Origin of the sequence: Pseudomonas fluorescens, assembly GCF_001902145.1 — a bacterium.
GTDB classification, from domain to species: Bacteria; Pseudomonadota; Gammaproteobacteria; order Pseudomonadales; family Pseudomonadaceae; genus Aquipseudomonas; species Aquipseudomonas fluorescens_BV.
Genome location: NZ_MRST01000022.1, coordinates 1 through 26,919, shown reverse-complemented (window position 1 = coordinate 26,919; position 26,919 = coordinate 1). Strand labels below are relative to the sequence as shown.

Annotated in this window: 25 protein-coding genes; 14 read left to right on the top strand and 11 right to left on the bottom strand. The window is 59.7% G+C overall.

Features of this window, described 5'->3' with window-relative positions; genetic code table 11:
* Window positions 1–125: 125 nt before the first annotated feature.
* The 7 genes from folK to dksA form a co-directional block, all read right to left on the bottom strand.
* The gene (gene folK, locus BUE92_RS10195; RefSeq protein ID WP_073523488.1) at window positions 126–608 is read right to left on the bottom strand and encodes a 2-amino-4-hydroxy-6-hydroxymethyldihydropteridine diphosphokinase; all 483 of its coding nucleotides are present in this window, start codon (window positions 606–608) and stop codon (window positions 126–128) included.
* A 2-nt stretch (window positions 609–610) separates the two neighbouring features.
* Window positions 611–2,014, bottom strand: a complete 1,404-nt coding sequence (locus BUE92_RS10190) for a polynucleotide adenylyltransferase PcnB (protein WP_073523487.1) — start codon at window positions 2,012–2,014, stop codon at window positions 611–613.
* A 695-nt stretch (window positions 2,015–2,709) separates the two neighbouring features.
* On the bottom strand, window positions 2,710–4,146 hold the full coding sequence (locus BUE92_RS10185) for a sigma-54-dependent transcriptional regulator (protein ID WP_073523486.1): 1,437 nt from the start codon (window positions 4,144–4,146) through the stop codon (window positions 2,710–2,712).
* Window positions 4,147–4,168: 22 nt separating this feature from the next.
* Window positions 4,169–7,123: a sensor histidine kinase gene (locus tag BUE92_RS10180; protein WP_178380702.1), complete on the bottom strand. Its 2,955-nt coding sequence runs from the start codon at window positions 7,121–7,123 to the stop codon at window positions 4,169–4,171.
* Window positions 7,107–7,283 carry a hypothetical protein gene (locus BUE92_RS27850; protein WP_003176118.1) on the bottom strand — a complete coding sequence of 59 codons (177 nt, stop codon included), beginning with the start codon at window positions 7,281–7,283 and terminating at the stop codon, window positions 7,107–7,109. The genes BUE92_RS10180 and BUE92_RS27850 overlap by 17 nt, the downstream gene beginning before the upstream one ends.
* A 62-nt stretch (window positions 7,284–7,345) precedes the next feature.
* Window positions 7,346–8,233 carry a tRNA glutamyl-Q(34) synthetase GluQRS gene (gluQRS, locus tag BUE92_RS10175; protein ID WP_073523484.1) on the bottom strand — a complete coding sequence of 296 codons (888 nt, stop codon included), beginning with the start codon at window positions 8,231–8,233 and terminating at the stop codon, window positions 7,346–7,348.
* Between the two features lie 83 nt (window positions 8,234–8,316).
* Window positions 8,317–8,757: an RNA polymerase-binding protein DksA gene (gene dksA, locus BUE92_RS10170; RefSeq protein WP_073523483.1), complete on the bottom strand. Its 441-nt coding sequence runs from the start codon at window positions 8,755–8,757 to the stop codon at window positions 8,317–8,319.
* Between the two features lie 321 nt (window positions 8,758–9,078).
* Between dksA and BUE92_RS10160 the strand changes: the two genes are divergently transcribed.
* Window positions 9,079–10,251 (top strand): pyridoxal phosphate-dependent aminotransferase, encoded by a 1,173-nt coding sequence (locus tag BUE92_RS10160; RefSeq protein WP_014719940.1) that lies wholly within the window; start codon window positions 9,079–9,081, stop codon window positions 10,249–10,251.
* The gene (sfsA, locus tag BUE92_RS10155) at window positions 10,251–10,964 is read left to right on the top strand and encodes a DNA/RNA nuclease SfsA (RefSeq protein ID WP_073523480.1); all 714 of its coding nucleotides are present in this window, start codon (window positions 10,251–10,253) and stop codon (window positions 10,962–10,964) included. The genes BUE92_RS10160 and sfsA overlap by 1 nt, the downstream gene beginning before the upstream one ends.
* On the opposite strand, the gene BUE92_RS10150 is transcribed toward sfsA, so the two are convergent.
* Window positions 10,961–11,278 (bottom strand): Rieske (2Fe-2S) protein, encoded by a 318-nt coding sequence (locus tag BUE92_RS10150; protein WP_073523478.1) that lies wholly within the window; start codon window positions 11,276–11,278, stop codon window positions 10,961–10,963. The two genes, sfsA and BUE92_RS10150, sit on opposite strands and share 4 nt — an antisense overlap.
* A 156-nt stretch (window positions 11,279–11,434) precedes the next feature.
* Between BUE92_RS10150 and BUE92_RS10145 the strand changes: the two genes are divergently transcribed.
* From BUE92_RS10145 to BUE92_RS10135, 3 genes are read left to right on the top strand one after another with little or no spacing between them, the layout of a single operon-like run.
* Window positions 11,435–12,313, top strand: coding sequence for a heme/hemin ABC transporter substrate-binding protein (locus tag BUE92_RS10145; RefSeq protein ID WP_073523476.1), 879 nt, complete (start codon window positions 11,435–11,437; stop codon window positions 12,311–12,313).
* Complete coding sequence (locus tag BUE92_RS10140; protein ID WP_057975459.1) at window positions 12,310–13,347, top strand: FecCD family ABC transporter permease; 1,038 nt, start codon at window positions 12,310–12,312, stop codon at window positions 13,345–13,347. Before BUE92_RS10145 ends, BUE92_RS10140 begins: the two co-directional genes overlap by 4 nt.
* Window positions 13,347–14,114, top strand: a complete 768-nt coding sequence (locus BUE92_RS10135) for a heme ABC transporter ATP-binding protein (protein ID WP_073523473.1) — start codon at window positions 13,347–13,349, stop codon at window positions 14,112–14,114. The genes BUE92_RS10140 and BUE92_RS10135 overlap by 1 nt, the downstream gene beginning before the upstream one ends.
* A 243-nt stretch (window positions 14,115–14,357) precedes the next feature.
* Here BUE92_RS10135 and BUE92_RS10130 read toward each other — a convergent pair whose 3' ends face one another.
* The 3 genes from BUE92_RS10130 to BUE92_RS10120 form a co-directional block, all read right to left on the bottom strand.
* Window positions 14,358–14,630, bottom strand: a complete 273-nt coding sequence (locus BUE92_RS10130; RefSeq protein ID WP_003194139.1) for a TfoX/Sxy family protein — start codon at window positions 14,628–14,630, stop codon at window positions 14,358–14,360.
* Between the two features lie 204 nt (window positions 14,631–14,834).
* On the bottom strand, window positions 14,835–15,179 hold the full coding sequence (locus BUE92_RS10125) for a pentapeptide repeat-containing protein (RefSeq protein ID WP_073523470.1): 345 nt from the start codon (window positions 15,177–15,179) through the stop codon (window positions 14,835–14,837).
* A gap of 92 nt (window positions 15,180–15,271) precedes the next feature.
* On the bottom strand, window positions 15,272–16,828 hold the full coding sequence (locus BUE92_RS10120) for a bifunctional aminoglycoside phosphotransferase/ATP-binding protein (RefSeq protein ID WP_073523468.1): 1,557 nt from the start codon (window positions 16,826–16,828) through the stop codon (window positions 15,272–15,274).
* Window positions 16,829–16,946: 118 nt separating this feature from the next.
* On the opposite strand from BUE92_RS10120, the gene mrcB reads away from it, so the two are divergent.
* The 9 genes from mrcB (at window position 16,947) to msrQ (ending at window position 26,764) form a co-directional block, all read left to right on the top strand.
* Window positions 16,947–19,271 (top strand): penicillin-binding protein 1B, encoded by a 2,325-nt coding sequence (mrcB, locus tag BUE92_RS10115; RefSeq protein ID WP_073523467.1) that lies wholly within the window; start codon window positions 16,947–16,949, stop codon window positions 19,269–19,271.
* A 16-nt stretch (window positions 19,272–19,287) separates the two neighbouring features.
* Window positions 19,288–20,022 carry a tetratricopeptide repeat protein gene (locus BUE92_RS10110; RefSeq protein WP_073523466.1) on the top strand — a complete coding sequence of 245 codons (735 nt, stop codon included), beginning with the start codon at window positions 19,288–19,290 and terminating at the stop codon, window positions 20,020–20,022.
* Window positions 20,022–20,351: a YqcC family protein gene (locus BUE92_RS10105; RefSeq protein ID WP_073523465.1), complete on the top strand. Its 330-nt coding sequence runs from the start codon at window positions 20,022–20,024 to the stop codon at window positions 20,349–20,351. The genes BUE92_RS10110 and BUE92_RS10105 overlap by 1 nt, the downstream gene beginning before the upstream one ends.
* Window positions 20,352–20,783: 432 nt before the next feature.
* Complete coding sequence (locus tag BUE92_RS10100; protein WP_003194133.1) at window positions 20,784–22,508, top strand: acetolactate synthase 3 large subunit; 1,725 nt, start codon at window positions 20,784–20,786, stop codon at window positions 22,506–22,508.
* A gap of 2 nt (window positions 22,509–22,510) precedes the next feature.
* Window positions 22,511–23,002 carry an acetolactate synthase small subunit gene (ilvN, locus tag BUE92_RS10095; protein ID WP_003176102.1) on the top strand — a complete coding sequence of 164 codons (492 nt, stop codon included), beginning with the start codon at window positions 22,511–22,513 and terminating at the stop codon, window positions 23,000–23,002.
* Between the two features lie 46 nt (window positions 23,003–23,048).
* On the top strand, window positions 23,049–24,065 hold the full coding sequence (gene ilvC, locus BUE92_RS10090; protein WP_003194132.1) for a ketol-acid reductoisomerase: 1,017 nt from the start codon (window positions 23,049–23,051) through the stop codon (window positions 24,063–24,065).
* Window positions 24,066–24,209: 144 nt separating this feature from the next.
* The gene (gene pssA / locus BUE92_RS10085; protein WP_014719927.1) at window positions 24,210–25,067 is read left to right on the top strand and encodes a CDP-diacylglycerol--serine O-phosphatidyltransferase; all 858 of its coding nucleotides are present in this window, start codon (window positions 24,210–24,212) and stop codon (window positions 25,065–25,067) included.
* A 63-nt stretch (window positions 25,068–25,130) separates the two neighbouring features.
* Window positions 25,131–26,144: a protein-methionine-sulfoxide reductase catalytic subunit MsrP gene (gene msrP, locus BUE92_RS10080; RefSeq protein ID WP_073523464.1), complete on the top strand. Its 1,014-nt coding sequence runs from the start codon at window positions 25,131–25,133 to the stop codon at window positions 26,142–26,144.
* Complete coding sequence (gene msrQ, locus BUE92_RS10075; RefSeq protein WP_073523462.1) at window positions 26,144–26,764, top strand: protein-methionine-sulfoxide reductase heme-binding subunit MsrQ; 621 nt, start codon at window positions 26,144–26,146, stop codon at window positions 26,762–26,764. Before msrP ends, msrQ begins: the two co-directional genes overlap by 1 nt.
* Window positions 26,765–26,919 lie beyond the last annotated feature (155 nt).

The following is a 26,919-nucleotide window of genomic DNA, read 5'->3' as shown; positions in this document are numbered from 1 at the left end:
TGGCGGTGTTACCGCTGTTACTGACGCGATTGTAGGAGCGAGCTTGCTCGCGAAGAAACCATAGGCGCCGCGTTTAATCAGGCTGGGCGCGTTATCGTTGGCGATTTTCGCGAGCAAGCTCGCTCCTACAGAGGGAGGCGTTCCAGGCCGACGAATGGGCAGGCCTCAAGCAGGCTGCTGAGGCTTTGTCCGTCAGGCAACTGCATACCGGCTGGCGCCAACTCAGCCAACGGATACAGCACAAACGCGCGCAGATGCATCTGGTAGTGCGGCACCTTGAGGCGCGGCTCGTCGATCAGGCGATCACCGAACAGCAGGATATCCAGGTCCAAGGTGCGCGGGCCCCAGCGTTCCAGGCGTTCTCGGCCCTGATCGTTCTCGATGGCTTGCAGCGCATCGAGCAGGTCCAATGGCGCCAGGTGACTGTCCAGCGCCGCAACGGCGTTGGTGTAGCGCGGCTGGCCTGGAAGCAATGAGTCGCTTTGGTAGAAAGCGGACACACCGGCGAGGTGGGTGCCAGGCAGTTGCGCCAGCGCCTCGATCGCGCTGCGCAATTGTTGCTGTGGGGCAGCCAGGTTGCTGCCCATGCCGATGTAGATACGTTCCACGTTTATTCGCCCGCAGCGCCCGAGGCATCGGCACTGCTGCGTTTACGCTTGGTGCCGCTGCGGCGACGCTTTTTCGGCCCTTCGCCGGCGCTATCGCCTTTGCTGCCCAGCTCACGAATCATTTCGCGGCGCTGGCTGTCATTGGCGTCCTGATAATCGGTCCACCATTCGCCCAGGCCATCGGTCTGCTCGCCCGCGCTTTCACGTAGCAGCAGGAAGTCGTAGCCGGCACGGAAGCGCGGGTTGTCCAGCAACAGATCGGCGCGCTTGCCGCTGCGGCGTGGCAGGCGCTCCTGCATGTCCCAGATTTCGCGGATCGGCATGGTGAAACGTTTGGGGATGGCGATGCGTTGGCACTGTTCGGCGATCAGCTCGTGAGCCGCTTCCTGCATGGCCGGGATCGGCGGCATGCCACGGTCCTGCAGGCGCAGTACGCGTTTGGGCAGGGCCGGCCACAACAAGGCGGCAAACAGGAACGCCGGGGTCACCGGCTTGTTCTGCTTGATGCGCAGGTCGGTGTTGATCAAGGCTTCGCTGATCAAGGTGTGGGTGTACGTTGGGTTGTACTCCAAGGCCTCGGCGCTGGCCGGGAACAGGGGGTCGAACAACTGCAGGTCCACCAGCATTTCAAAGGTGTCGGCGGCGTAACCCGAAAGGAACAGCTTGAGCACTTCTTCAAACAGGCGTGCCGAGGGGATTTCCCGCAGCATCGGCGCCAGTTCGCGAATCGGCGCGGCGGTGTGCTTTTCGATGCCGAAGTTGAGCTTGGCCGCGAATCGCACCGCGCGCAGCATGCGCACCGGGTCTTCCTGGTAGCGCTGCGTCGGATCGCCGATCAGGCGGATCAGGTTGTTGCGAATGTCGTGTACGCCGTTGGCGTAATCGAGAATACGCTCGCTGACCGGGTCGTAATACAAGGCATTGATGGTGAAGTCGCGACGTTGCGCGTCCTCTTCCAGCGTGCCATACACGTTATCGCGCAGGATGCGCCCGCTCTCGTTACGGGAAGACTGGTTAGTGTCCTCCTCGTCATCGTTTTGCGGGTGACCGGCGCGGAACGTTGCGACCTCGATGATTTCGCGACCAAAGTGGATATGCACCAGCTTGAAGCGCCGACCGATGATTCGTGCATTACGAAACTCGGCGCGCACTTGTTCAGGCGTAGCACTGGTGGCGACGTCGAAATCCTTGGGCGTGATGTTGAGCAACATGTCGCGTACGCAGCCACCCACCAGGTAGGCCTGGTAGCCGGCGTTCTGCAAACGTTCGACGATGTTCACTGCATAACGGCTGAATTGAGCGCGCTGCAGCGAATGCTGGCTGCTATTGAGCACTTCAGGCGTGCTGCGTTTGTGTTGCGTTCGACGCAAGGGAGAACGGAATGACTGGAACAACTTCTTCAGCATGGGATGCACTGTTTGAAGGAATGTTCGGCCATAACGAAGAATGACCGCATGATGGGCGGGGATTCTAGCATTTAGTCAGGGGATGGTGTAGGAACAAGCTAAAGGCATTGCGCCATAAGCGTTTGAAGGTCAAATCCCGGAAACTACAAGGGGAGCCGAAGCTCCCCCAGAAGTAGTTGCGTGCTCTATTTTTATTATTGATGTCGGGCTTCTTGTTTTTGTTGATCGCCCTCGCCACGAAGCTTCACCTTCATGACACTCCCAATCGGGAGTCAAGAGCAAACGGATTGCTTTGGTCGCTGTGTTGCTGATCTACGATCCAACCAGTTCAGGCTCTGCCTTAGGGCAGTTTTTGTTGTTCTCGGCCTGGTTGCGGGGCAAGCCCCAAATGCAACGCCTCTCCAAAAGAATCAGTTAGCTGCGCCTCCGCCGTGTTGTTTTTGTTATGCGTGAGTCGATTCGTCTTATTTTTATTGTCTTGTACAAAGCTTGTTATTGTTTTTGTACTAAGCATATAGCAGGGTGCGTGCCAACTTTTGCGCCGACCAGCAAAACCGGGGGGTTGGGCTGATTTCGCCAGATTGAGGGCCAAAAAAAGCCGGGGCTTCGTTACCGTAAGCCCCGGCTTTTGTTACGTGAAAAGTCAGCGGTAACAGTTTTTTCACATCAACAGGTGTTACCTGTGGGCTGCACCCTCAGCTTTCGCTGGCCACCCCGGTCTTGCGCCGTGGAATGCCCAGGCGCTGACGCCGTTCCCACAGGCATTTGCGACTCACGCCCAGCTTGCGTGCCAGCTCTGTCTCGGTCATATGGTCCTGATGCTCGAGCACGAAGTGCTGGAAGTAGTCTTCCAGTGACAAATCTTCCGTCGGTTCATGGCTGGTATTGCTACCGCCGCCCTGCTGCGGGGCCAGGCCGATGAAATCGTCGTCATCCAGGTCGCTGAGCTCAATGTCGATGCCCAGCAACTCGGCGGAGATCTCCGGGCTCTCCGACAGAATCACGGCGCGCTCGACGGCGTTTTCCAGCTCACGCACGTTCCCTGGCCACGAGTAGTGACGGATCGCCTGCTCGGCGTCTGCGGCAAACTTCAGGTCGGTGCGGTCAATGCGTGCGCCTTGACGCAACAGGAACGCATTGGCGATCTCGTTGACGTCGGCACCACGCTCGCGCAGGGCCGGCAATTTGAGCGCAATGACATGCAGGCGGTAATACAAATCCTCACGGAACTGGCCGATCTTGGCCAGGCTCTTCAGGTCTCGGTGTGTCGCCGCGATCAATCGAACATCGACCTTCTGCGATTGCACCGAGCCGACGCGGCGAATTTCGCCTTCCTGCAGCACGCGCAGCAAACGCGCCTGGGCTTCCAGGGGCAACTCGCCAATTTCATCGAGGAACAAGGTGCCGCCGTCCGCGGCCTCCACCAGGCCCGCACGCCCGGCGCTGGCGCCGGTGAACGCACCTTTCTCGTGGCCGAACAGTTCGGACTCGATCAGGGATTCGGGGATCGCCGCGCAGTTCACCGAGATCATCGGTGCCTTGGCACGCTTGGACAGGTTGTGCAGGGCGCGAGCTACCAGTTCTTTACCGGTGCCCGATTCGCCCTGGATCAATACATTGGAGTCGGTCGGCGCCACCTTGCGGATCTTGCTGTACAAGTCCTGCATCGGAGGGCAGGAGCCGATGATGCCGATCTCGCCGTTGCTGTTGTCGGCCCCCGGTTTTTCGCCGCCGCTGGCCTTGCCGGTGGGGCGTTGCTCGGCAGGCGCGCTGCTGGCCGACACACGGTCACGCAGGATGCGGGCCACGGCCTGGAGCATCTCGTCGTGATCGAAAGGCTTGGCGATGTAATCCACCGCGCCCATCTTCATCGAGTCCACCGCCGAGCGCAGGCTGGCGTAGCTGGTCATGATCAGCACCGGGGTGCCCTGGCCCAGCTTGATCAGCTCGGTGCCCGGGGCGCCGGGCAGGCGCAGGTCGCTGACAATCAGGTCGAACGTGGGAATGCTGAATCGCTCTTGGGCTTCCTGCACCGAGCCGGCTTCGCTGACCTGGTACTGATTACGTTCAAGCAGGCGACGCAAGGCAGAGCGGATAATGGTTTCGTCTTCGACGATCAAAATGTGCGGCATTGATTCAATTCTCTCGACGGTCTCAGTTCACAGCGGACGTCGCTTCGACATGACGCGGCAAGGTCACCCGGATACGGGTGCCGCGTTGGCTTTGTGTGTCAGCCGGGCTGTCGATGGTGATTTGTCCATAATGCTCTTCAACGATGGAATAGACCAGTGCAAGGCCCAGACCGGTACCTTCACCGGGGTCCTTGGTGGTGAAGAAGGGTTCGAACAATCGGTCCATGATGTTCTGTGGAATGCCGCTGCCTTCGTCTTCCACGATCAGGTCGACCGTGTGCTCGAAAGCCTCGCTCTTGACGCGTACCGCACTGCCGGCCGGCGACGCGTCGCGGGCGTTGGACAGCAGGTTGATCAGCACCTGGGCCAGGCGTTGTGAGTCGCCATCGACCCAATGGTCCGGATCGCACAGGTTAAAGAACTGTACTTCGAAATTGCGCCGGTTCAAGGCCAACAGCCCAATGGCATCCTGGGCCACTTCGGCCAGGCACACCGCTTCGTCCTGATTCTGATGGGCGCCGGAGTGGGCAAAGCTCATCAACGACTGGACGATGCGTGAAACCCGCTTGGTCTGTTCAAGGATTTGCCCGCTGATTTCGGTGATTTCCCCGTCTTCTTCGCGTTCTTCGCGCAGGTTTTGCGCCAGGCAGGCGATACCGGTGATCGGGTTGCCGATTTCATGAGCCACGCCGGCCGCCAGGCGCCCAATGCTGGCCAGGCGTTCGGAGTGCACCAGCTTGTCTTCGAGCATCTGTGTATCGGTCAAATCTTCTACCAGCAGCACCAGGCCGCTGTTACCCGGCGCCAGGGGTTCGTCGATGGCCGCTTTGTGCAGGTTGAGCCAGCGGGTCTGGCCGTCGAGGGCCAAGTGCTGTTTGTGCAAGTGCTCGTCTGGCAGGTTGATGAAACCCTGCAGCAGCTCTTTCCAGGGATCACCCAGGGTATTGAGGCGCGAACCCACCACCCGCTGGGCGGCGATGCCGGTGAGTTCTTCCATGGCCTTGTTCCACATCAGGATTTCCTGGTCCTTGGCCAGGGAACACACGCCCATCGGCAGTTCTTGCAGGGTCTGGCGGTGGTAACGGCGCAGGGCGTCGAGTTCGGCGGCCAGGCCTGTGAGACGTGAGTGGTAATCCTCCAGCCGGCTTTCGATGAAGTGGATGTCTTCGGTGACGTAGTTTTCGCCACCGGCCTTGTAGGGCAAGAAGGTTTCCACCATGTCCTGGGACACGCTCGGCCCCATCAACCCGGACAGGTTGGCTTCGATACGGTCACGCAGGCGGCGCAGGGCATAAGGGCGGCGCTCGTCAAATGGCAGGTAGAGGTCGCGCAGCGCCTGTTCGACTTCCTTTTGTGCGGCCTTGGCGCCCAGTGGCTTGGCCAGTTGTGTGGCGAACTCCTGGGGCGAGGCCGCATGCAGTTCGCGGCGTTGCGGGCGGCGCACGTTATCCACCGCACAGGCTTCCGCGGCGCTGGTTTCTTCGGCGCTGGCGTTGGTGAACAGCGAGATCAGGGTGAACATCAGTACGTTGGCGGCCAGCGAGGCGATGGCAGCCATGTGCCAACTGGTGTCGTCCAGCACGTAAATCATGTTCAGCAACGGGATATAGAAGCCCTGCAAGTTGCCGACCAGCGGTAGCAGCATGGTCACGGTCCACACCAGGATCCCGGCCAGCAGCCCGGCAATAAAACCGCGCCGATTGGCGGTCGGCCAGTACAGCACCGACAACACGCCCGGCAGGAACTGCAAGGTGGCGACAAACGCGACGATGCCGAGGTTGGCCAGGTCTTGCCCGGCGCCCAGCAGCAGATAAAACGTGTAGCCGGCCATGATGATCGCGACGATCAGCGCGCGTCGGGTCCATTTCAACCAACGGTAGATATTGCCCTCAGCCGGCGGCTGGTACAGCGGCAGTACCAAGTGGTTGAGCGCCATGCCCGAGAGTGCCAGGGTGGTGACGATGATCAACCCGCTGGCGGCCGACAACCCCCCTACATAGGCCAGCAGCGCCAGAGCCGGGCTGTTGGCGGCAATACCGATGCCCAGGGTGAAATACTCAGGGTTGGTGGTGGCCCCCAGTTTCAGGCCGGCCCACAGGATCAGCGGCACCGCCAGGCTCATCAGCAACAGGAACAGGGGCAAGCCCCAGCTGGCGCTGACCAGCGAGCGCGGGTTGAGGTTCTCGGTGAAGGTCATGTGGTACATGTGCGGCATCACGATCGCCGAGGCGAAGAACACCAGCAGCAGCGTACGCCATGGGCCTTCCTGCAAGGGCGTATGCAAGGCGGCGAGGGCGGTCTGGTTTTGCAGCAGCCACAGCTCCAGCTGTTGCGGCCCGTCGAACACGCCGTAGAGGGCGTAAAGGCCGACGCCGCCGATGGCGATCAGCTTGATGACCGACTCAAAGGCAATCGCAAACACCAGGCCTTGGTGTTTCTCGCGGGTGGCGATATGGCGAGAACCAAAGAAGATGGTGAACAAGGTGATGAGTGCGCAGAAAGCCAGCGCAACGCGATGTTGCACAGGCTCGCGGGTCAGGATGCTGATGGAGTCGGCCACCGCCTGGATTTGCAGGGCCAGCAGGGGCAGCACGCCGATCAACATGAAGATCGTGGTCAGCGCGCCCGCCCAGGTGCTGCGAAAGCGAAAGGCAAACAGGTCTGCCAAGGAAGACAGCTGATAAGTCCGGGTGATTTTCAGGATCGGGTACAACAGCACCGGGGCCAGCAGGAACGCGCCCGACACCCCCAGGTAACTGGAGAGAAAGCCGTAGCCGTACTGGTAGGCCAGCCCCACCGTGCCGTAGAACGCCCAGGCACTGGCGTAGACGCCCAGGGACAAGGTGTAGGTCAACGGATGGCGAATGATCGCCCGCGGAATCATTCCGCGCTCACTGATCCAGGCCACGCCGAATAACGCAGCCAGGTAGGCGGCGCTGATCAGCAGCATCTGGGTGAGACTAAAGCTCATCGGCATCTTTTTGGCTCTGCAGGATGAAGGTCACGACGATCAGGATCAGCCATAGCAGATAAGGGCGATACCAGGCGCCCGTGGCGTCGATCCACCAATCCATGATGGCGGGGGAGAACAGGTAGATCCCGACGACCAGCAGCAGGACCAAACGATAGATGTACATGTTGGCCTCTGATTAAAAATCTGCCGCGATGTTAACGGATGATGGGCAACCTGCAAGCGCCTTCAACTCAATTGCGCTTCGGCCAGGGTCAGTGTGCGCGGGATGCGGGTGGCGTCCCAGTGTGCAATGCCCCAATCCAGCAGTTCTCGTGGGCTGGCGTGCAGCAGCTGCACGTCGGGCTGTTGGCCAAGGGCACGCAGCGCTCTGAGCACCAAAGGCGTGGCCTGGTCGGCTGTCAACGGTGGAGAGCGGTAGGACTTGCCCAGCTTGTTGCCGTCTGGCTGCACGATCAACGGTACATGCAGGTAACGGGGTTGGCGCAGGCCGAGCAGCTCTTGCAAGTAAAGCTGGCGCGGTGTGGAGTCGAGCAGGTCGGCGCCGCGCACGATATCGGTTACACCTTGCCAGGCGTCGTCGAGCACCACCGCCAGTTGGTAGGCGTAGAGGCCATCGCGCCGACGGATGATGAAGTCGCCGGCATCGCGACCCAGATGCTGCCGGAACTCGCCTTGGACGCGGTCGGTAAAGTGATACTCCAACTCGGGCACGCGCAGGCGGATGGCGGCATCCTGCTGTTCGTGGCCGGCATTGCGGCACAAGCCTGGGTAAGCCCCGTTGTAGGGCTCCAATTGCTTGCGCGAGCAGGTGCAGGCGTAGGCCAGGCCGTGGTTGAACAGGTCGTTGAGCACTTTAGCGTAGGCATCATGCCGCTCGCTCTGGCGAACCAGTTCGCCATCCCATTCAAAGCCGTAGCTTTCCAGCGCATGCAAAATCGCCGCCTGGGCGCCGGGCTCTTCACGGGGAGGGTCAAGGTCTTCCATGCGCATCAACCAACGGCCATGGTGGGCGCGTGCATCGAGGTAGGAGGCGAGGGCGGCAACCAGGGAACCGAAGTGCAAATGGCCGCTGGGTGTTGGGGCGAAACGCCCGATATAGGTAGAGGCTGTCATGGCCCGGATACTACTGCATAACCGGTAAACGCCAGAAACAAAAATGGAGCGTTCGCACGCTCCATTCGTTCAACTCGACAGGGTTACTTGCCGACCTGTTTTTCCTTGATTTCAGCCAAGGTCTTGCAGTCTACGCACAGGTCCGCGGTTGGGCGGGCTTCCAGACGCTTAATACCGATCTCGACACCGCAGGATTCGCACCAGCCGTATTCTTCGTCTTCGATCAGTTGTAGGGTCTTGTCGATCTTCTTGATCAGCTTGCGCTCGCGATCACGGGCGCGCAGTTCGAGGGCGAACTCCTCTTCCTGGCTGGCACGGTCTGCCGGGTCAGGGAAGTTGGCGGCTTCGTCCTTCATATGGTCTACCGTGCGGTCCACTTCCTGCATCAAGTCCTGCTTCCATTTCTGCAGGATCTTGGTGAAGTGCTGGCGCATGGGCTTGCTCATGTACTCCTCACCCTTCGCTTCGACGTAAGGTGTGAAGCCGCTGAGGCTCTGCTGCTGTTGCTTTGCTTGGGTGGACATGAATAGACCGCCTCTCACTCTTCTAATCCATTGCGCAGGATTGCAACGTCACCGACACCTGCCGGCCCTGCGGCTGCAAGCGGGCGAACTTACCAGATAGATTCAGGGTGCGCCACTCCCGGTTGTCGAGGTCCAGGGCAAAGGGGTTGCAAACCGCAGCAGCCCGCCATGACTGGGTATGTATCGCCTCGAATGTTGATTTTAGCTGTTTTACGAGCGCGCGCAGGGTGCATCTTGCAGCCCCAATCAGGCAATAGAGCATGTTTTACCGCGAGGGTTCGGTAGAATCCAGATTTTGTCCTCATCGTCTAAGGAAGGCTAATGGCTCAGCCCTACAGTGCGCGCAGTCGCGCCATCGAACCTTTTCATGTCATGGCGTTACTGGCGCGTGCCAATGAGCTGCAGGCCGCCGGCCACGACGTGATCCACCTGGAAATCGGCGAGCCGGACTTCACCACCGCCGAGCCGATCATCCAGGCCGGCCAGGCCGCGTTGGCAAACGGTAAGACGCGCTACACCGCCGCCCGCGGCTTGCCGGAGTTGCGCGAAGCCATCAGTGGTTTCTACCAGCAACGCTACGGTTTGAGCATCGACCCGCAGCGCATTCTGATAACCCCCGGCGGCTCCGGCGCGTTATTGCTGGCCAGCAGTTTGCTGGTGGATCCGGGAAAGCATTGGCTGCTGGCGGACCCAGGCTACCCCTGCAACCGACACTTCCTGCGTCTTGTGGAAGGCGCGGCGCAGTTGGTGCCGGTCGGCCCAGACGTACGCTACCAGTTGACCGCCGATCTGGTGGCCAGGCATTGGGACCAGGACAGTGTCGGCGCACTGGTGGCATCGCCCGCCAACCCCACCGGCACGATTCTCACCCGGGACGAGTTGGCTGGGCTGTCGGGCGCTATCAAGGCGCGCAACGGTCACCTGGTGGTCGACGAGATTTATCACGGCCTCACCTACGGCACCGACGCCGCCAGCGTGCTGGAAGTCGATGATGACGCCTTTGTCCTGAATAGTTTTTCGAAGTATTTCGGCATGACCGGCTGGCGCCTCGGTTGGCTGGTGGCGCCCCCTGAAGCGGTGGGTGAACTGGAGAAATTGGCGCAGAACCTATACATCAGTGCGCCAAGCATGGCCCAGCATGCCGCGTTAGCCTGTTTCACCCCGCAAACCCTGGAGATTCTGGAGCAGCGCCGTGCCGAATTTGGCCGCCGCCGTGACTTCCTGCTGCCGGCCCTGCGTGAGCTGGGCTTCGGTATCGCCGTGGAGCCTGAAGGTGCCTTTTATCTGTATGCCGATATCAGCGCGTTCGGCGGCGATGCCTTCGCGTTTTGCCGTCATTTCCTCGAAACCGAGCATGTGGCCTTTACGCCCGGGTTGGATTTCGGTCGCTACCAGGCGGGGCACCATGTGCGTTTTGCCTACACGCAAAACCTCGATCGGCTGCAAGAAGCGGTGGAGCGGATTGCCCGTGGTTTGCGGAGCTGGCAAGGCTGATGCGTTTTAATCCTCTTCTTGAAGAAGGGCGGCTGATCCGCCGCTACAAGCGTTTTCTCACCGATATCGAAACCGTTACCGGCGAGTTGCTCACCATTCACTGCCCTAACACCGGTTCGATGCTCAACTGCATGGTCGAAGGTGGCCAGGTCTGGTTCAGCCGCTCCACCGACCCCAAACGCAAGTTGCCAGGCACTTGGGAGATTGCCGAAACGCCCCAGGGCCGGCTGGCGTGCGTCAACACCGCGCGTGCCAATCAATTGGTGGAAGAAGCCTTGCTGGCTGGTGTGATCACTGAGCTCAACGGCTTTACCGCGTTGAAGCGTGAGGTGCCTTATGGCCAGGAGAAAAGCCGCATCGACTTTCGCCTGGATTACCCCCAGGGTGCTGCGTTTGTCGAGGTCAAAAGCGTCACCCTGGGCTTTGATGGCAGCTCGGTGGCGGCTTTCCCTGATGCGGTGACGCAGCGTGGGGCCAAGCACTTGCGTGAGCTGGCTCATCTGGCTCGCGACGGTATACGGGCGGTGCAGTTGTATTGCGTGAATCTGTCGGGGATCGACGCGGTGCGCCCGGCTGTGGAAATCGACGCTGGTTATGCGGCGGCGCTACGTGAGGCCAAGGCTGCAGGTGTGGAGGTGCTGGCCTACGGCGTACGGGTCACGCCGCAGGAGATTTACGTCGAGCGTCGGCTGAAGGTGCTGCTGGGCGACTAGAGATCGACCCACAATCCCTGTTCGTCTTCACGGCCGGGCAGGGCAGTGAGGTGTTGGCCTGCGCAGGGCCCGGCGATGCACTCGCCGCTTTCAATCAGGAAGAGCGCGCCATGGGTGGCGCATTGGATCAGGCTGGCGCTGTCGTCGAGGAAGCGATCAGGTTGCCATTCCAGCGGGATGCCGCGATGGGGGCAGCGGTTGAGATAGAAGTACGCAATGCCGTCCCGACGCACCGCCAACAGCCTGTGGCCATCGATGTCAAAACCGCGGCTGCTGTTGGGGGCGAGGTCGCCTGAGGCGCAGAGAAACTTCATTTCAATCCTTAAGTGCCTTGACGTTCAAATGCAAACAATTATCAAATGCCTGCTTCGCCCGTCAGCTGACTGGGTGCTCAATACGATGCCTGGCAGGGGTTATCTGTCACATCAATGAGTGCTTGAGTGGCCCTGCCCTAGGAAGGAAACCCTGTTATGCGCCTGAGTACCAGCGCTATTGCGCTTGTTGCCTCACTGCTGGTCAACCCTGGGGGGCACGCCTCCGAACTGCCGCAACGCTGGGTGAGTGCCGGCGGGGCGCTGTCGGAATGGGTGACGGCCTTGGGCGGTGAGTCGAAATTGGTGGGAGTGGATACCACCAGTCAGCATCCCGCCTCGCTCAAGGCCTTGCCGAGCATTGGTTACCAGCGGCAGTTGTCGGCCGAAGGCATTCTCAGCCTGCGCCCGCAAATCCTTGTTGGAACGGAGGAAATGGGGCCACCGCCGGTGCTGGCACAGATTCGCAGTGCCGGGGTGCAGGTGGATATGTTCTCGGCCCAGCCGGATTTGCCCACGCTCAAAGGCAACCTTGAACATTTGGGGAAACTGCTCGGCAGTGAGGCCCAGGCTGATGCCTTGTTTGCCGGGTATGAGCAGGCGCTGGCACAGCAAAAAAATTGGGTGGCCAAGGCCCAGGCCACGCAAAAAGCTCCAGGCGTGCTGTTGCTGCTCGGCCATGCCGGTGGCAAGCCGCTGATCGCGGGCAAGGACACGGCCGCTGACTGGATGTTGCAGCAGGCTGGGGGGCGTAATCTCGCCACGCATGTGGGCTATAAACCGTTTTCTGTCGAGTCGCTGGCGGGTTTGAGCCCTGAGGTGCTGGTGTTTGCCGATCGCGCGCTGACCGGTGACGCGGCGCGCGCAGCCTTGTTCAAAGAAAACCCGATCCTTGCCTCTACGCCGGCAGCCAAGAGTGGCCGCGTCTTTGAGCTGGATCCGACCTTGCTGGTAGGCGGCCTTGGGCCCCGATTGCCGCAAAGCCTGGAGAAACTGTCTGCCGGTTTTTATCCTTCCCAGCCTAAGCCTGCTCCATGACCACTCTGGTTAAACCAAAAACGCTGTTTATCGGGCTGTCACTGCTGTGTGTATTGGCGATCTGGCTTTCATTGGCACTGGGGCCGGTCAGCCTGCCGTTAGTGGACACGCTCAGGGCTGCGTTAAGGCTGATGGGCGTACCGATTGAGGCCCAGGGGTTGGAGCAGGCCGAGTTGATCCTGGGGCAGATTCGCCTGCCGCGGACCCTGTTGGGGCTGGCGGTCGGTGGTGTGCTGGCGTTGTCGGGTGTGGCGATGCAGGGGTTGTTCCGCAATCCGCTGGCCGATCCTGGCTTGGTCGGCGTGTCCAGCGGCGCAGCGCTGGGTGCGGCGGTGGCGATTGTCGGTGGCTCGCTCTTTGGCGGGCTGCCGGATGCTTTCGGGCCGTACCTGTTGTCGCTGTGCGCGTTTCTCGGTGGCTTGGGCGTTACGGCGCTGGTCTATCGCCTGGGACGTCGCAATGGCCAGACCAATGTCGCGACGATGTTGCTTGCCGGTATCGCGCTGACGGCCCTGGCCAGTTCGACCGTGGGCCTGTTTACCTATCTGGCAGACGATGCCACCTTGCGTACCCTGACGTTCTGGAACCTGGGCAGCCTCAATGGCGCAAGTTATTCGCGGTTGTGGCCCTTACTGCTGGTGAGTGCGGGCGTGGCGCTATGGTTGCCGCGCCGGGCCAAGGCGCTGAACGCGCTGTTGCTGGGTGAGTCCGAGGCCAATCACCTGGGTATTGATGTCGAGGGGCTCAAACGCGAGTTGGTGTTCTGCACGGCCCTGGGTGTTGGCGCAGCAGTGGCGGCGGCGGGCATGATTGGTTTTGTCGGTTTGGTGGTGCCGCATCTGGTGCGGCTGCTGGCGGGGCCGGACCATCGGGTGCTGTTGCCAGCTTCAGTGTTGGCGGGTGCGAGCCTGCTGCTGTTTGCTGACTTGGTGGCGCGCCTGGCGTTAGCGCCGGCGGAACTGCCGATCGGTATTGTCACTGCGTTTATCGGTGCGCCGTTTTTCCTCTATTTATTGTTACGAGGGCGCGCCTGATGTTGCGGGTAGAAGCGTTGCAGATCCGGCGCGGTGGTAAGACCGTGCTGGCCGATGTCAGCTTGGACCTATTGCCGGGCGAAGTGCTGGGCGTGCTGGGCCCCAATGGCGCCGGCAAAAGTACCTTGCTTGGGGCGCTGTGCGGGGAGTTGCAGCCGGATCAGGGCAAGGTCTGGCTGGATCAGCAGGCGCTCAAGCACATGACAGGCGCGCAGCGTGCCCAGCGCCTGGCGGTGCTGCCACAATCCTCCACCCTGGACTTTGCCTTTCGTGTCGAAGAGGTAGTGGGCATGGGCCGCTTGCCTCATCAGACCGGGCGAGTGCGCGATGAAGAAATCATCAACGCGGCGCTGCAGGCTGCTGATGTAGGCCACCTGAGTGGCCGCAGTTACCTGGCCTTGTCGGGCGGCGAGCGGCAGCGTGTGCACCTGGCACGGGTATTGGCGCAGTTATGGCCGGGTGAGGCAGGGCAGACGTTGTTGCTGGATGAGCCCACATCAATGCTCGACCCTTTGCACCAACACACCACCTTGCAAGCTATCCGACGTTTTGCCGACAGAGGCGCTGCGGTGCTGGTCATCCTGCATGACTTGAACCTGGCGGCGCGTTACTGCGACCGGATCCTGTTGCTGGAAAACGGCCGCCCCCACGCGTTGGATACGCCCTCTAAAGTCCTGCAACCAGAGCCACTGAAGGCTGTATTCGGTCTGGATGTATTGGTACAGCCGCATCCGGAGCGTGGGCATCCGTTGATCATTGCGCGTTAAGGCCGGTTAATTCACGGGCAAAAAAAGACCCGGCAAAAGCCGGGTCAAATAACCGTGATTAGCCTGATGAGGAGATAATCTGAGAGTCCGAACCAATGGTCTTTCAGTTATCGGCTGATCTCGCGACCAGTTGTGATAATCATAACGATTCTCATTTGAGAGTCAACATTTGTTTTTCTGCTTCATCCAGTTTTCTCAAACGCTCGTTTGTAATGCCCATAAACGCTGGGTTTGAGTGCCACTCTAGTTCTTCTGATGCACTGAGATCGCTTCCAGCTGACGGTTCAAGGCCTCCTTGCGCTCCGTGGGTATATCGTTCCAGTGCACATCCATCAATGCCCCTTCAATGGCATACAGCAGAACCTTCGATGCTCGAAACCCGCGCGTGCGCACGGCTCGGTAGGCATCGACCGCCCCTAGCCGACGCAAGTCGGACGCGCTGTGGATGCCCACCGCATGCAGCCACTGCGCTGACGTCTTGCCAAGGTTTTTCAGGTGTTGCAGCTCATCGTTCATCAAGCCTCCTTGCGTTGGCCGAATGGTGCGGTGGGTGTCGTGACCAGGCAGCCTGAAAATGAGTGTAGCGCTCAGTAGGAAAAGCGTGGTTCTTTGGTCAGAAAGGGCTGAAAAGCTTATAAGGATGGCGCGCCGGCGCTTGCTCGCAGGCAGGCGCAAGGCGCCCGGCAGGCAGGGGATGTGGCCGGAACTCGGTGTGTGGGGTTACTTGGTGCGGTAGCGCAGGCGAGTACCGAAATTGACCGACATGAGTATTTCGTCAGCCGTGAGTTCGGGCGGGAAATAAGCCCCCGAAATCTGCGCATGGGCCAGGCTGGCGCCTTCCAGTGAGCAGCCACGCAAGTCCAGGCCACGCAGGTCGGCAGAGCGAAAATAGGCGTCGGTGAAGTCAATGCCGGTGGCGTTCAGGTCGCGCAGGTCCAGCCCTCGAAAGTCGCCACCGCGCATGTCGAGGGTGCCGCCTTCAGGGCGTTCCTGGTTGAAGCCGCGGATGTCATCCTTGTGCAGGAGGGCGTAGAGCGGGGTATCAAGAAGCTTGGGCTGACTCATGATCGCGACTCTGGCTGGCGTTATGGAGCCAGTATAGTGCCACTATCGCTAGGTCGCGCGCCGAAGACGACGACGCGACCAAGAAATATTTCTTACAGGCCCGGCAGGCGCTGACGGATATGCCCGACCAAAGCGTCGAGCGTACCGCTTTCATTGGTCTCGACACGCTTGCTGAGCAGCAATTCCTCGGCAGTCAGCGGATCACGACTGGCTTGTTGTTCTTCGATAACGGCCAGTGTGGCGTCAGACGGATCGTTTTTATCCGCCTGACGTTGTGCCAGCCAACTGGTGATAACGGCTTGCGGGGCGTTGCAGTCGAGGATCAGGAACGGCGCCCCAGTGGCCTCGGCAACCAGGCCGGCGGCGTCACGCTGTGCGCGTTTCAAGAACGTGGCATCCAGCACCACCGGGTAGCCGGCGCGCAGCACGGTGTCGGCAATCTCGTTCAGGCGTGCGTAGGTGGCAGCGCTGGCGTCCTGATTGTAGATGCCGGCCTGCAGGGTGTTCTCTACCTGTTGTTCGCCAAACAGGCGCTTGCGCTCTACATCCGAACGCAGGCGTACCGCGCCCAGGGCTTCGACCAGGCGCATGGCCACGTGGCTCTTGCCCACGGCTGAAACGCCATGGGTGATTGCCAGGAAGCGCGAGGGGATGGTGCTGTAGCTTTCCGCCAGGTTGGCATAGTTGCGGTACTGGCGCAGGGTGGTAGCGCGTTGCACCGGGTTGGCTTCGCTCGGCATGCTGAACAGCGCAACCTTGGCGCGCACCAATGCACGGTAAGCTTTATAGAAGTTCAGGAGTTCCAGGCCCTGGTAGTCGCCGGTCAATTCCAGATACTGGCTTATGAAGCGCCGAGCCAGGCATTTCAAGCCGCGATCTTCCAGGTCCATCGCCAAAAAAGCGGTGTCGGCGTACACGTCGGTAAAGCGGAAAGGCTCGTTGAACTCGATGCAGTCGAAGATCACCACTCGGCCATCGATCAGGGTGGCGTTGCCCAGGTGGATATCGCCGTGGCATTCACGGGTATAGCCATCGAGCTTGCGCTGTTCCAGCAGAGGCTTGAGGCGTTCGAAGCTGCTTTCAGCCCAGGCTTGCAAAGCCTCCAGTTGCGTCAGGTCGGCCTTGTCGCTGAGGAACGGGCGGATCTGGTCAAAGTTCTGGCGTACCGGCGCCATTACTTCCTGCGGCGTGCCGGCCGGGTGATCGTGTGGGACTTGGGGGGCGCTGAGGTGGAACTGGGCAATCTGCTTGGCCATCTCATCGATGTGCGCGCTGGTGAGTTCGCCGTTGGCTTGCAGGGTGCTGAGCATCTGGCTTTGCGGGAACTGGCGCATTTTCAGCGCGTACTCGATAGCCGGGCCGTCGCCGCCCAGTCGTGGTGCCTCGGCAGTGCCGGTAATAGGCAACACTTCAAGATACAAATCTTCGGTCAGGCGCTGGTTGAGGCGCAGTTCCTCGCGGCAGAAATGCCCACGGTCATCCAGGTTGGTGAAATCCAGGAAGCCGAAGTTCATCGGTTTTTTCAGCTTATAAGCATAGGGTCCCGTCAGTATCACCCAGGAAATATGGGTCTCGATGACTTGAAACGCTTCAACCGGATGAGGGTACAAGGCCGGGTTTTGCAGGGCAGCGATCAGGGTCTGGCTCACGGGCGATCCTTCAAAGTCTGGGGAAAATCATGGTGGGCATTATGGCTGCTGATGCCAGTCGTGCAAACCGCTGTCCGGCTCATGTTGATCATCAATAAAGTGCGTATAATCCGCCGCCATGACTCGAACCCGATCTCCCCGTTCCCGTAAAAAACCTCCTTCCCGCGGCCCGCGCCCTTGGCTGGGCTGGGTGATCAAGCTTGGCCTGGTGGGCCTTGTGGCGGTCGCCGGTCTTGCGGTGTACCTCGATGCCGTGGTGCAGGAAAAATTCTCCGGCAAGCGCTGGACGATTCCGGCCAAGGTGTATGCACGCCCGCTGGAGCTGTTCTCTGGCCAGAAGCTGAGCAAGGAAGACTTCCTTACCGAGCTCGATGCGCTGGGCTACCGCCGCGAACCCGTGAGCAATGGCCCTGGCGCTGCGGCGGTCAGCGGTAATACCGTCGACCTGAACACCCGTGGCTTCCAGTTCTACGAAGGCCTGGAAAAAGCCCAGCCGGTGCGCGTGCGTTTCTCTGGCGACTATGTGGCTGAGCTGTCTTCGCTCAATGGCTCCAAGCTGCCGGTGGTGCGTCTCGAACCGTTGCTGATCGGCGGTATTTACCCGAAGAACCTTGAAGATCGCATCCTGATCAAGCTCGATCAGGTACCACCGTATCTGCTGGAAACCCTGGTCGCTGTCGAAGACCGCGATTTCTATAGCCACTGGGGTGTCTCGCCGAAGTCGATTGCCCGCGCTATTTGGGTCAACACCTCAGGCGGCAAGATGACCCAGGGCGGCAGTACGCTGACCCAGCAACTGGTCAAGAACTTCTACCTGACCAACGAGCGCAGCCTGACCCGTAAACTCACCGAAGCCATGATGGCGATGTTGCTGGAGCTGCATTACAGCAAGCAGGAAATCCTCGAGGCTTACCTCAACGAGGTATTCGTCGGTCAGGATGGCCAGCGCGCCGTGCACGGTTTCGGCCTGGCCAGCCAGTTCTTCTTCGGGCAGCCGTTGTCCGAATTGAAATTGCATCAGGTCGCGTTGCTGGTGGGGATGGTCAAGGGCCCGTCCTATTACAACCCGCGCCGCAACCCGGAACGCGCACTCGAACGTCGCAACCTGGTGCTCGATGTTCTGGAGCAGCAGGGCGTCGCCACCGCTGAACAGGTGGCCGCTGCGAAAAAAATGCCACTGGGCGTGACCACCCGCGGCAAGCTGGCCGATAGCTCATTCCCTGGTTTTATCGACCTGGTCAAGCGCCAACTGCGCGAGGACTACCGCGACGAAGACTTGACCGAAGAGGGCCTGCGGATCTTCACCAGCTTCGATCCCATCCTGCAGATGAAGGCCGAAGCGTCGGTCAACGACACCTTCAAGCGCCTGACTGGCCGTAAAGGCTCGGATGAAGTCGAGGCCGCCATGGTCGTGACCAACCCGGAAACCGGCGAAGTCCAGGCCATGATCGGCAGCCGCCAGGCCAGTTTCGCCGGCTTCAACCGCGCACTGGATGCCGTGCGGCCGATTGGCTCGCTGGTCAAGCCCGCGGTTTATCTCACGGCACTGGAAAAACCCAGCAAGTACACGCTGACCAGTTGGCTGTCCGATGACCCACTGTCGATCAAAGGCGCGGATGGCCAGGTGTGGACTCCGAAGAACTTCGACCGCCGCTCCCATGGCACGGTGTTTCTGTATCAAGGATTGGCGCATTCCTACAACATTTCGACCTCGCGTCTGGGGCTTGAAGTGGGTGTGCCGAACGTGCTGAAGACCCTGGCGCGACTGGGGATCGAACGTGAATTCCCTGCGTTCCCGTCCATGCTCCTGGGCGCTGCGGCCATGACGCCGATGGAAGTGACCACCATGTACCAGACCCTGGCCAATGGTGGTTTCAATACACCGATGCGCGGTATTCGCAGTGTGCTGACCGCCGATGGCGAACCGCTCAAGCGCTACCCGTTCCAGATTCAGCAGCGCTTCGATGCGGGCTCCATTTACCTGATCCAGAACGCCATGCAGCGCGTGATGCGCGAGGGTACAGGGCGTTCGGTCTACAGCGTGCTGCCGTCCAACCTGACCCTGGCGGGCAAGACCGGTACCAGTAACGACTCCCGTGACAGCTGGTTCGCAGGGTTCGGCCAGGATGTACTGGCCGTGGTATGGCTGGGGCGCGACGACAATGGCAAGACGCCGTTCACCGGTGCCACCGGCGCGCTGCAGGTATGGACCAGTTTCATGCGCAAGGCGGATCCGTTGCCGCTCAACATGCCGCAGCCGGACAATATCGTGCAGGCCTGGATTGATCCACATACGGGCCAAGGTTCCGACGCCAACTGCCCGGGCGCGGTGCAGATGCCGTATATTCGCGGCAGCGAACCACCACCCGGCCCCGCGTGCGGTGGCAGTATTCCTGCTGACGCGGAATCGGTGATGGATTGGGTCAAGGGCTGGATGAATTAAGCAAAGAGGGTTTCAAGTGAACAAGTTGTGGATTCCAGCGATTGCGGCTCTGGCTTTGCTCGGCGGTTGCTCCAGCGTGCAGCGCGGCTCTATTCCCGTGGTGGACGCAAGCACGTCCGTCTCCAACAACGACCGCATTTCGGCCAATGGCGGCTTCCGTCAGACCGTGGTCAAGCGGCCTGCCCAAGCGGCACCCCAGGCGATACCTCAGGATTCGGGCGTGGTCGTCATGGTGCCCGGCAGTGGCGCGGCGACCTCGGCGCCCATCAGTGCCGAGCCATGGACACCGGGGCCGAGCACTGCCGGGCCCGCAAATGCTGCGCCGATTCAAACTGCGCCGATCAACCAGGGCACCTACAACATGCCTTCCACGCCGAGCGGTATTCCGTCGGCGTCAAGTGGCGGTGGGCTGTCGGCTGACGAACAACTGGATGGCCCGGTGCTGGCGCTGCTCACCACCGCTCAGCAGCAGCAGGCCGGTGGCGACTTGAACGGCGCCTCGTCGAGCCTTGAGCGTGCCCAGCGCGTGGCTCCGCGTGAGCCGCAAGTGCTGTATCGACTGGCCCAGGTGCGCATGGCCCAAGGCGATGCGCCCCAAGCGGAGCAGTTCGCTCGTCGCGGTCTCACTCTGGCCAATGGCCGTCCAGACCTGCAAGCCAGCCTGTGGGCCTTGATCGGTGATGCACGTGCCGCCCAAGGGGATGCCGCGGGTGCTGCCCAGGCGCGGCAAAAAGCCAAGGTCAGCCTCTGATGGATGCGCGTTTTCCCGCGATTGCCGAGCAGTTATTGCTGATCGAGCGCGAACTGCGCGTGCAGGGCTGGTGGGATGAAGTATCCCCCAGTGTTGAAGCCCTCAGCAGTGTCGAGCCCTTTTCCGTCGATACCCTGGACTTCCACCAGTGGCTGCAATGGATCTTCCTCGCGCGTATGAAGCAGATCCTGGAAAAGGACCTGCCCTTGCCGAACGCGTCGGGGATCCTGGAAATGGCCGAGATGGTCTACGCCGACCGGCCGTTGGAGAGCCTTGGCTTGCGTAACGCGCTGAAAAAGTTCGATCAATTGATCGCCGACGCTCGTTAATTGCCTGACTGCCGGTTTTTCCGGCAGTCTTGCGCACATTTCTACCGCTTGACGACATTCAGGCGAGTTTTATCCCTCCTCAAAGCCCTTTCTTCTGCGTTCTCATGCGCTTAGTTGGAAAAAAGCGCAATTATTGCTTGACTTGAAGGGCGTGAAACAGAAGAATCCAAAGTCCGCTGTATCGGGACTGCCAGAAGCAGGCCCGCTCAGCAGATCATGAGGCGCACATCCGCGCCGACCTGTAACACCCGCAACGCGTTACCTCGCGCTGGGTGGGAAAAGCCCGCAACACTTGGGACGATCCCAATACTTGCTCAGTCAGTGCTGACGTAGTCGGCGACCACCGTCGCTCATGCTCTGTTGAGAAGTAAACCTATTAAGACCCGTCTGTTTTTTAACGGACGGTATTCTGGCGTTTTAGAGGTGAACAACGTGGAGCTTTTATCTGGCGGTGAGATGCTCGTCCGCTTTTTGCGTGACGAAGGCGTCGACTATATCTACGGGTACCCAGGTGGTGCTCTGCTGCATGTCTACGACGCACTGTTCAAGGAACCGGCTGTTACCCACATCCTGGTTCGCCACGAACAGGCCGCGACCCATATGGCTGACGGTTACGCCCGTGCCACCGGTAAAGCCGGCGTGGTACTGGTAACGTCCGGCCCAGGCGCAACCAATGCCATTACCGGCATCGCGACTGCCTATATGGACTCCATTCCGATGGTGATCATTTCTGGCCAGGTGCCTAGCACCATGGTCGGCACCGATGCATTCCAGGAAACCGACATGATCGGTATTTCCCGGCCGATCGTGAAACACAGCTTCATGATCAAGCATCCCTCGGAAATCCCGGATGTCATGAAAAAGGCGTTCTACCTCGCCCAGTCCGGTCGCCCGGGCCCGGTAGTGGTCGATATCCCGAAAGACATGACCAACCCGGCCGAGAAGTTCGAATACGTCTTCCCGAAAAAAGCCAAGCTGCGTTCCTACAGCCCGGCCGTACGTGGGCACTCGGGGCAAATCCGCAAGGCAGCAGAAATGCTCCTGGCGGCCAAGCGTCCTGTGCTGTACTCCGGCGGTGGGGTGATTCTGGGCGGCGGTTCCGCTCCGTTGACCGAACTGGCCAAGTTGCTCAACCTGCCGGTGACCAACACCCTGATGGGTCTCGGCGCATTCCCGGGTTCGGATCGTCAGTTCGTCGGCATGCTCGGTATGCACGGCAGCTACACCGCCAACCTCACCATGCACCACGCCGACGTGATCCTGGCCGTGGGCGCGCGGTTCGATGATCGAGTGATCAACGGCGCGAGCAAATTCTGCCCGAATGCCAAGATCATCCACATCGACATAGACCCGGCGTCCATCTCCAAGACCATCAAGGCCGATGTGCCAATCGTGGGTCCTGTAGAAAGCGTACTGACCGAAATGGTCGCTGCACTCAAGGACATCGGCGAAACGCCGAACAAGGAATCCGTTGCCAGCTGGTGGAAGCAGATCGACGAATGGCGCGGTGATCGCGGCCTGTTCCCTTATGACAAGGGCGACGGCAGCATCATCAAGCCGCAAACCGTGATCGAAACCCTGTGCGAAGTGACCAAGGGCGACGCCTTTGTGACCTCTGACGTAGGCCAGCACCAGATGTTCGCGGCGCAGTACTACAAGTTCGACAAGCCTAACCGCTGGATCAACTCCGGTGGCCTGGGCACGATGGGCTTTGGTTTTCCTGCGGCCATGGGTGTGAAGCTGAGCTTCCCGGATGCCGACGTTGCCTGTGTGACGGGCGAAGGCAGCATCCAGATGAACATCCAGGAACTGTCGACGTGCCTGCAGTACGGCCTTCCGGTGAAGATCGTCTGCTTGAACAACGGCGTACTGGGCATGGTTCGTCAATGGCAGGACATGAGCTACGGTAGCCGTCACTCCCATTCCTACATGGAATCGTTGCCAGACTTCGTCAAATTGGTTGAAGCCTATGGCCACGTCGGCATTCGCATCAACGATCTGAAAGATCTGAAGCCGAAAATGGAAGAGGCGTTCGCCATGAAGGACCGCCTGGTGTTCATCGATATTCAGGTGGATACCAGCGAGCACGTCTACCCGATGCAGATCAAAGACGGCTCTATGCGCGACATGTGGCTGAACAAGACGGAGCGTACTTAATCATGCGGCATATTATCTCCCTGCTTCTGGAGAACGAACCCGGCGCTCTGTCTCGTGTTGTCGGCCTGTTTTCGCAACGCAACTACAACATCGAAAGCCTGACCGTGGCCCCGACCGAAGACCCGACCCTGTCGCGCCTGACGTTGACCACCGTAGGCCACGATGAGGTGATCGAGCAGATCACCAAGAACCTCAACAAGCTGATCGAAGTGGTCAAGCTGGTCGACTTGTCGGAAAGCGCCCACATCGAGCGCGAGCTGATGCTTGTTAAAGTCAAGGCGACTGGGGCGCAGCGTGCCGAGATCAAGCGCACTACCGATATTTATCGCGGGCAGATCGTCGATGTGAGCGCCAGCGTTTATACCGTTCAACTGACCGGTACCAGCGACAAACTGGACAGCTTCATCCAGTCGATCGGGACGGCCTCGATTCTGGAAACCGTACGCAGTGGTGTCACCGGGATTGCCCGTGGCGACAAAGTACTCAGCATCTAACCCAATTAGCGAATGGCCTTACGGCCTGGATATATAGAGGAACCTCATGAAAGTTTATTACGATAAAGATTGTGACCTGTCGATCATCCAGGGCAAGAAAGTCGCCATCATCGGCTACGGTTCCCAGGGCCACGCCCAAGCGTGCAACCTGAAAGATTCCGGCGTGGACGTGACTGTTGGCCTGCGTAAAGGCTCGGCTACTGTCGCCAAGGCTGAAGCCCATGGCCTGAAAGTGACTGACGTTGCTTCTGCTGTCGCGGCTGCCGACCTGGTCATGATCCTGACCCCGGACGAGTTCCAGTCCTCGCTGTACAAAAACGAGATCGAGCCGAACATCAAGAAAGGCGCCACCCTGGCTTTCTCCCACGGCTTCGCGATTCACTACAACCAGGTTGTGCCACGCGCTGACCTCGACGTGATCATGATCGCGCCCAAAGCACCGGGCCATACCGTGCGTTCCGAGTTCGTCAAGGGCGGCGGTATCCCTGACCTGATCGCGATCTACCAGGACGCGTCGGGCAATGCCAAGAACGTTGCACTGTCCTACGCTGCAGGCGTGGGTGGCGGTCGTACCGGCATCATCGAAACCACCTTCAAGGACGAGACCGAAACCGACCTGTTCGGTGAGCAAGCCGTTCTGTGCGGCGGTACCGTTGAGCTGGTAAAAGCTGGTTTCGAAACCCTGGTTGAAGCTGGCTACGCGCCGGAAATGGCCTACTTCGAATGCCTGCATGAACTGAAGCTGATCGTTGACCTCATGTACGAAGGCGGCATCGCCAACATGAACTACTCGATCTCCAACAACGCCGAATACGGCGAGTACGTGACCGGCCCTGAAGTGATCAACGCCGAGTCCCGCCAGGCCATGCGCAACGCCCTGAAACGTATTCAGGACGGCGAGTACGCCAAAATGTTCATCAGCGAAGGCGCTACCGGCTACCCTTCGATGACCGCCAAGCGTCGTAACAACGCCGCTCACGGTATCGAAGTCATCGGCGAGCAACTGCGCTCCATGATGCCGTGGATCGGTGCCAACAAGATCGTCGACAAAGCCAAGAACTAAGTCGTACGTATCAAGGGAAAACGCGGCTTAGGCCGCGTTTTTTCGTTTGGAGGGCCGGTTCTGGTATAAAGCTGCATCGTTTGCAGGCGAACACTCGCTGCAAGTATCTGTCGAATTTTTTCACACCGTTGCAAGGTAAAGTCCATGAGCGAACGTCCCGAAGAGCCAAACCAGGCTTCCGACGCCGAAAGCATGCTGCCGATCGATGAACATGTCGAAGAAGGGCATGACGCCGAAGGCCGCAAGGTCCGGCATCGTGGCATCTATCTGCTGCCTAACCTGTTCACCACGGCGAACCTGTTCGCCGGCTTCTACTCCATCATCAACTCCATGAGTGCCCAGAGTGCGCTGGCGGCGGGTGATGCGGCGAGTGCCAGCAAATACTTCGGTTTTGCCGCTATCGCAATCTTCGTCGCCATGGTGCTCGACGGCCTGGACGGGCGCGTGGCGCGCATGACCAATACCCAAAGTGCCTTCGGCGCCGAGTACGACTCGTTGTCGGACATGGTCGCCTTTGGTGTTGCCCCTGCACTGCTGGCGTTTGCCTGGGCATTGGGTGACATGGGCAAGGTCGGCTGGATGGTTGCCTTCATCTATGTCGCGGGCGCCGCTTTGCGCCTGGCGCGCTTCAACACCCAGGTGGGGACTGCCGACAAGCGCTACTTCATCGGCCTTGCCAGCCCGGCAGCGGCGGGTGTTGTTGCGGGTATTGTCTGGGCGTTCAGTGATTACGGGATTCAGGGGTCGAAGATGTCGTTCCTGGTTGCCCTGATGGTGGCGGCGGCTGGCATGCTGATGGTCAGCAATATCAAGTACAACAGCTTCAAGGAATTTGACCTCAAGGGACGCGTGCCTTTCGTGGCCATCCTTGTGGTGGTGCTGGTGTTCGCGGTCGTGTTCAGTGATCCACCGCGTATCCTGCTGCTGGCGTTCCTGGCCTACGCCGCTTCTGGCCCGATTCAGTACTTGTTGCGTCTGCGTCGGGACAAAACATTGTCTTAATGTAATCTCCTCCATACTCCGCAGTCTATTGGTGCATCAGTTCTCCAACGCTGCGGAGTTACCATGTTAATCAAATTGCCTAAAGCGTCCGATTGTCACGAATCGGATGTCACGCCTGAATCCTTCTACCTCTCTCGCCGCAGCCTGCTCGGCGGTGCGTTTGCCGGTATTGCCGCCAGCAGCTTGCCGCGTTGGGCCAGTGCCGGCGATGCTTCGCGGTATGCCGACGTCGAGCCGGGCAGCGTGCCTAGCTGGTTTGCGGAAAAACTTCCGAATACGAAGTGGCAGGCCGTGACGGTCAAGGATGAGGCCATCACGCCATTCAAGGACGCAACTCACTACAACAACTTCTATGAGTTTGGTACAGGCAAGGGCGACCCGGCAACGAATGCGGGCTCGCTCAAGACGCAGCCCTGGAGTGTGGTGATTGATGGTGAAGTCGCAAAACCTGGGCGCTATGCCTTGGAGGACTTCATGAAACCCTATGAGCTGGAAGAGCGCATCTACCGCCTGCGTTGCGTCGAGGCATGGTCCATGGTGATTCCGTGGATAGGCTTTCCCATCTCGGCGTTGCTCAAGCAGGTCGAGCCAACCTCCAAAGCCAAGTACATCCGTTTTGAAACCCTTCAGGATCCCAAGAGCATGCCTGGGCAACGCTCAAGTTTCGGCTTGATCGATTGGCCTTATGTGGAAGGGCTGCGCCTGGATGAGGCGATGAATCCATTGGCGATCCTCGCTGTGGGCATGTATGGACGGGAGTTGCCTAACCAGAACGGCGCGCCGTTGCGCTTGGTGGTGCCGTGGAAGTATGGCTTCAAGAGTGTGAAGTCCATCGTGCGTATCAGTCTGGTCAGTGAGCAGCCGAAAACGACCTGGCAGAGTATTGCGGCTGATGAATATGGGTTTTATGCGAATGTGAATCCTGCGGTCGATCACCCGCGCTGGACCCAGGCGCGGGAGCGCCGTCTGCCGAGCGGCCTGTTTAGTCCGAATGTGCGCCAGACGCAGATGTTCAATGGCTATTCGGATGAGGTCGCTTCTTTATATACCGGCCTCGATCTGCGGAAGAACTACTGATGCGCTATCCCATCTGGCGCATCGGCGTGTTTGTAGCCGCAGCAGTGTGGCCATTGCTCTGGTTGTATGAAGCGTGGAGTTCTGCGCTGGGGCCTGATCCAGGCAAGGTGCTCGTCGATCGCCTGGGTTTGGGGACGCTCATTCTATTGCTGATAACGCTTGCTATGACGCCGCTGCAGAAGTTGAGCGGTTGGGCGGGGTGGATAGTAGTGCGGCGACAGTTGGGGCTGTGGTGCTTTGCTTATGTCGTGCTGCACCTGGCGGCCTATTGCGTGTTTGTCCTAGGGCTGGAGTGGTCGCAGCTCGGCGTAGAGTTGAGCAAGCGGCCCTACATCATTGTGGGGGCGCTGGGGTTTGTTGCTCTCCTTATATTGGCCGTCACGTCGAACCGCTATAGCCAGCGTCGGTTGGGGAGTCGCTGGAAGAAGCTGCATCGTCTGGTCTATGTGATTCTTGGGCTCGGTTTGCTGCACATGCTATGGATAGTGCGGGCCGATCTGAAGGAGTGGGCTATCTACGCTTCTATAGGTGCGCTACTTCTGTTGATGCGGGTGCCGTCGGTAATGCGTCGAATCCCTCGCCTTATTGCTAAAAAAGCGCCTTCTGCAACAAAAGCGTAATTAAGCCTTGACGGCAGATTCTGGAAGCCTATAATTCGCCCCACTTCCGGCGCAGTCGAAACGGAAAACTCCTTGGTAAACAATGAGTTAAGAAGTTTTCGGCAGCAAGTTGCTTCAGTTCATCGAAGCCAAAAGGAAGTTGAAAAAGAGGTGTT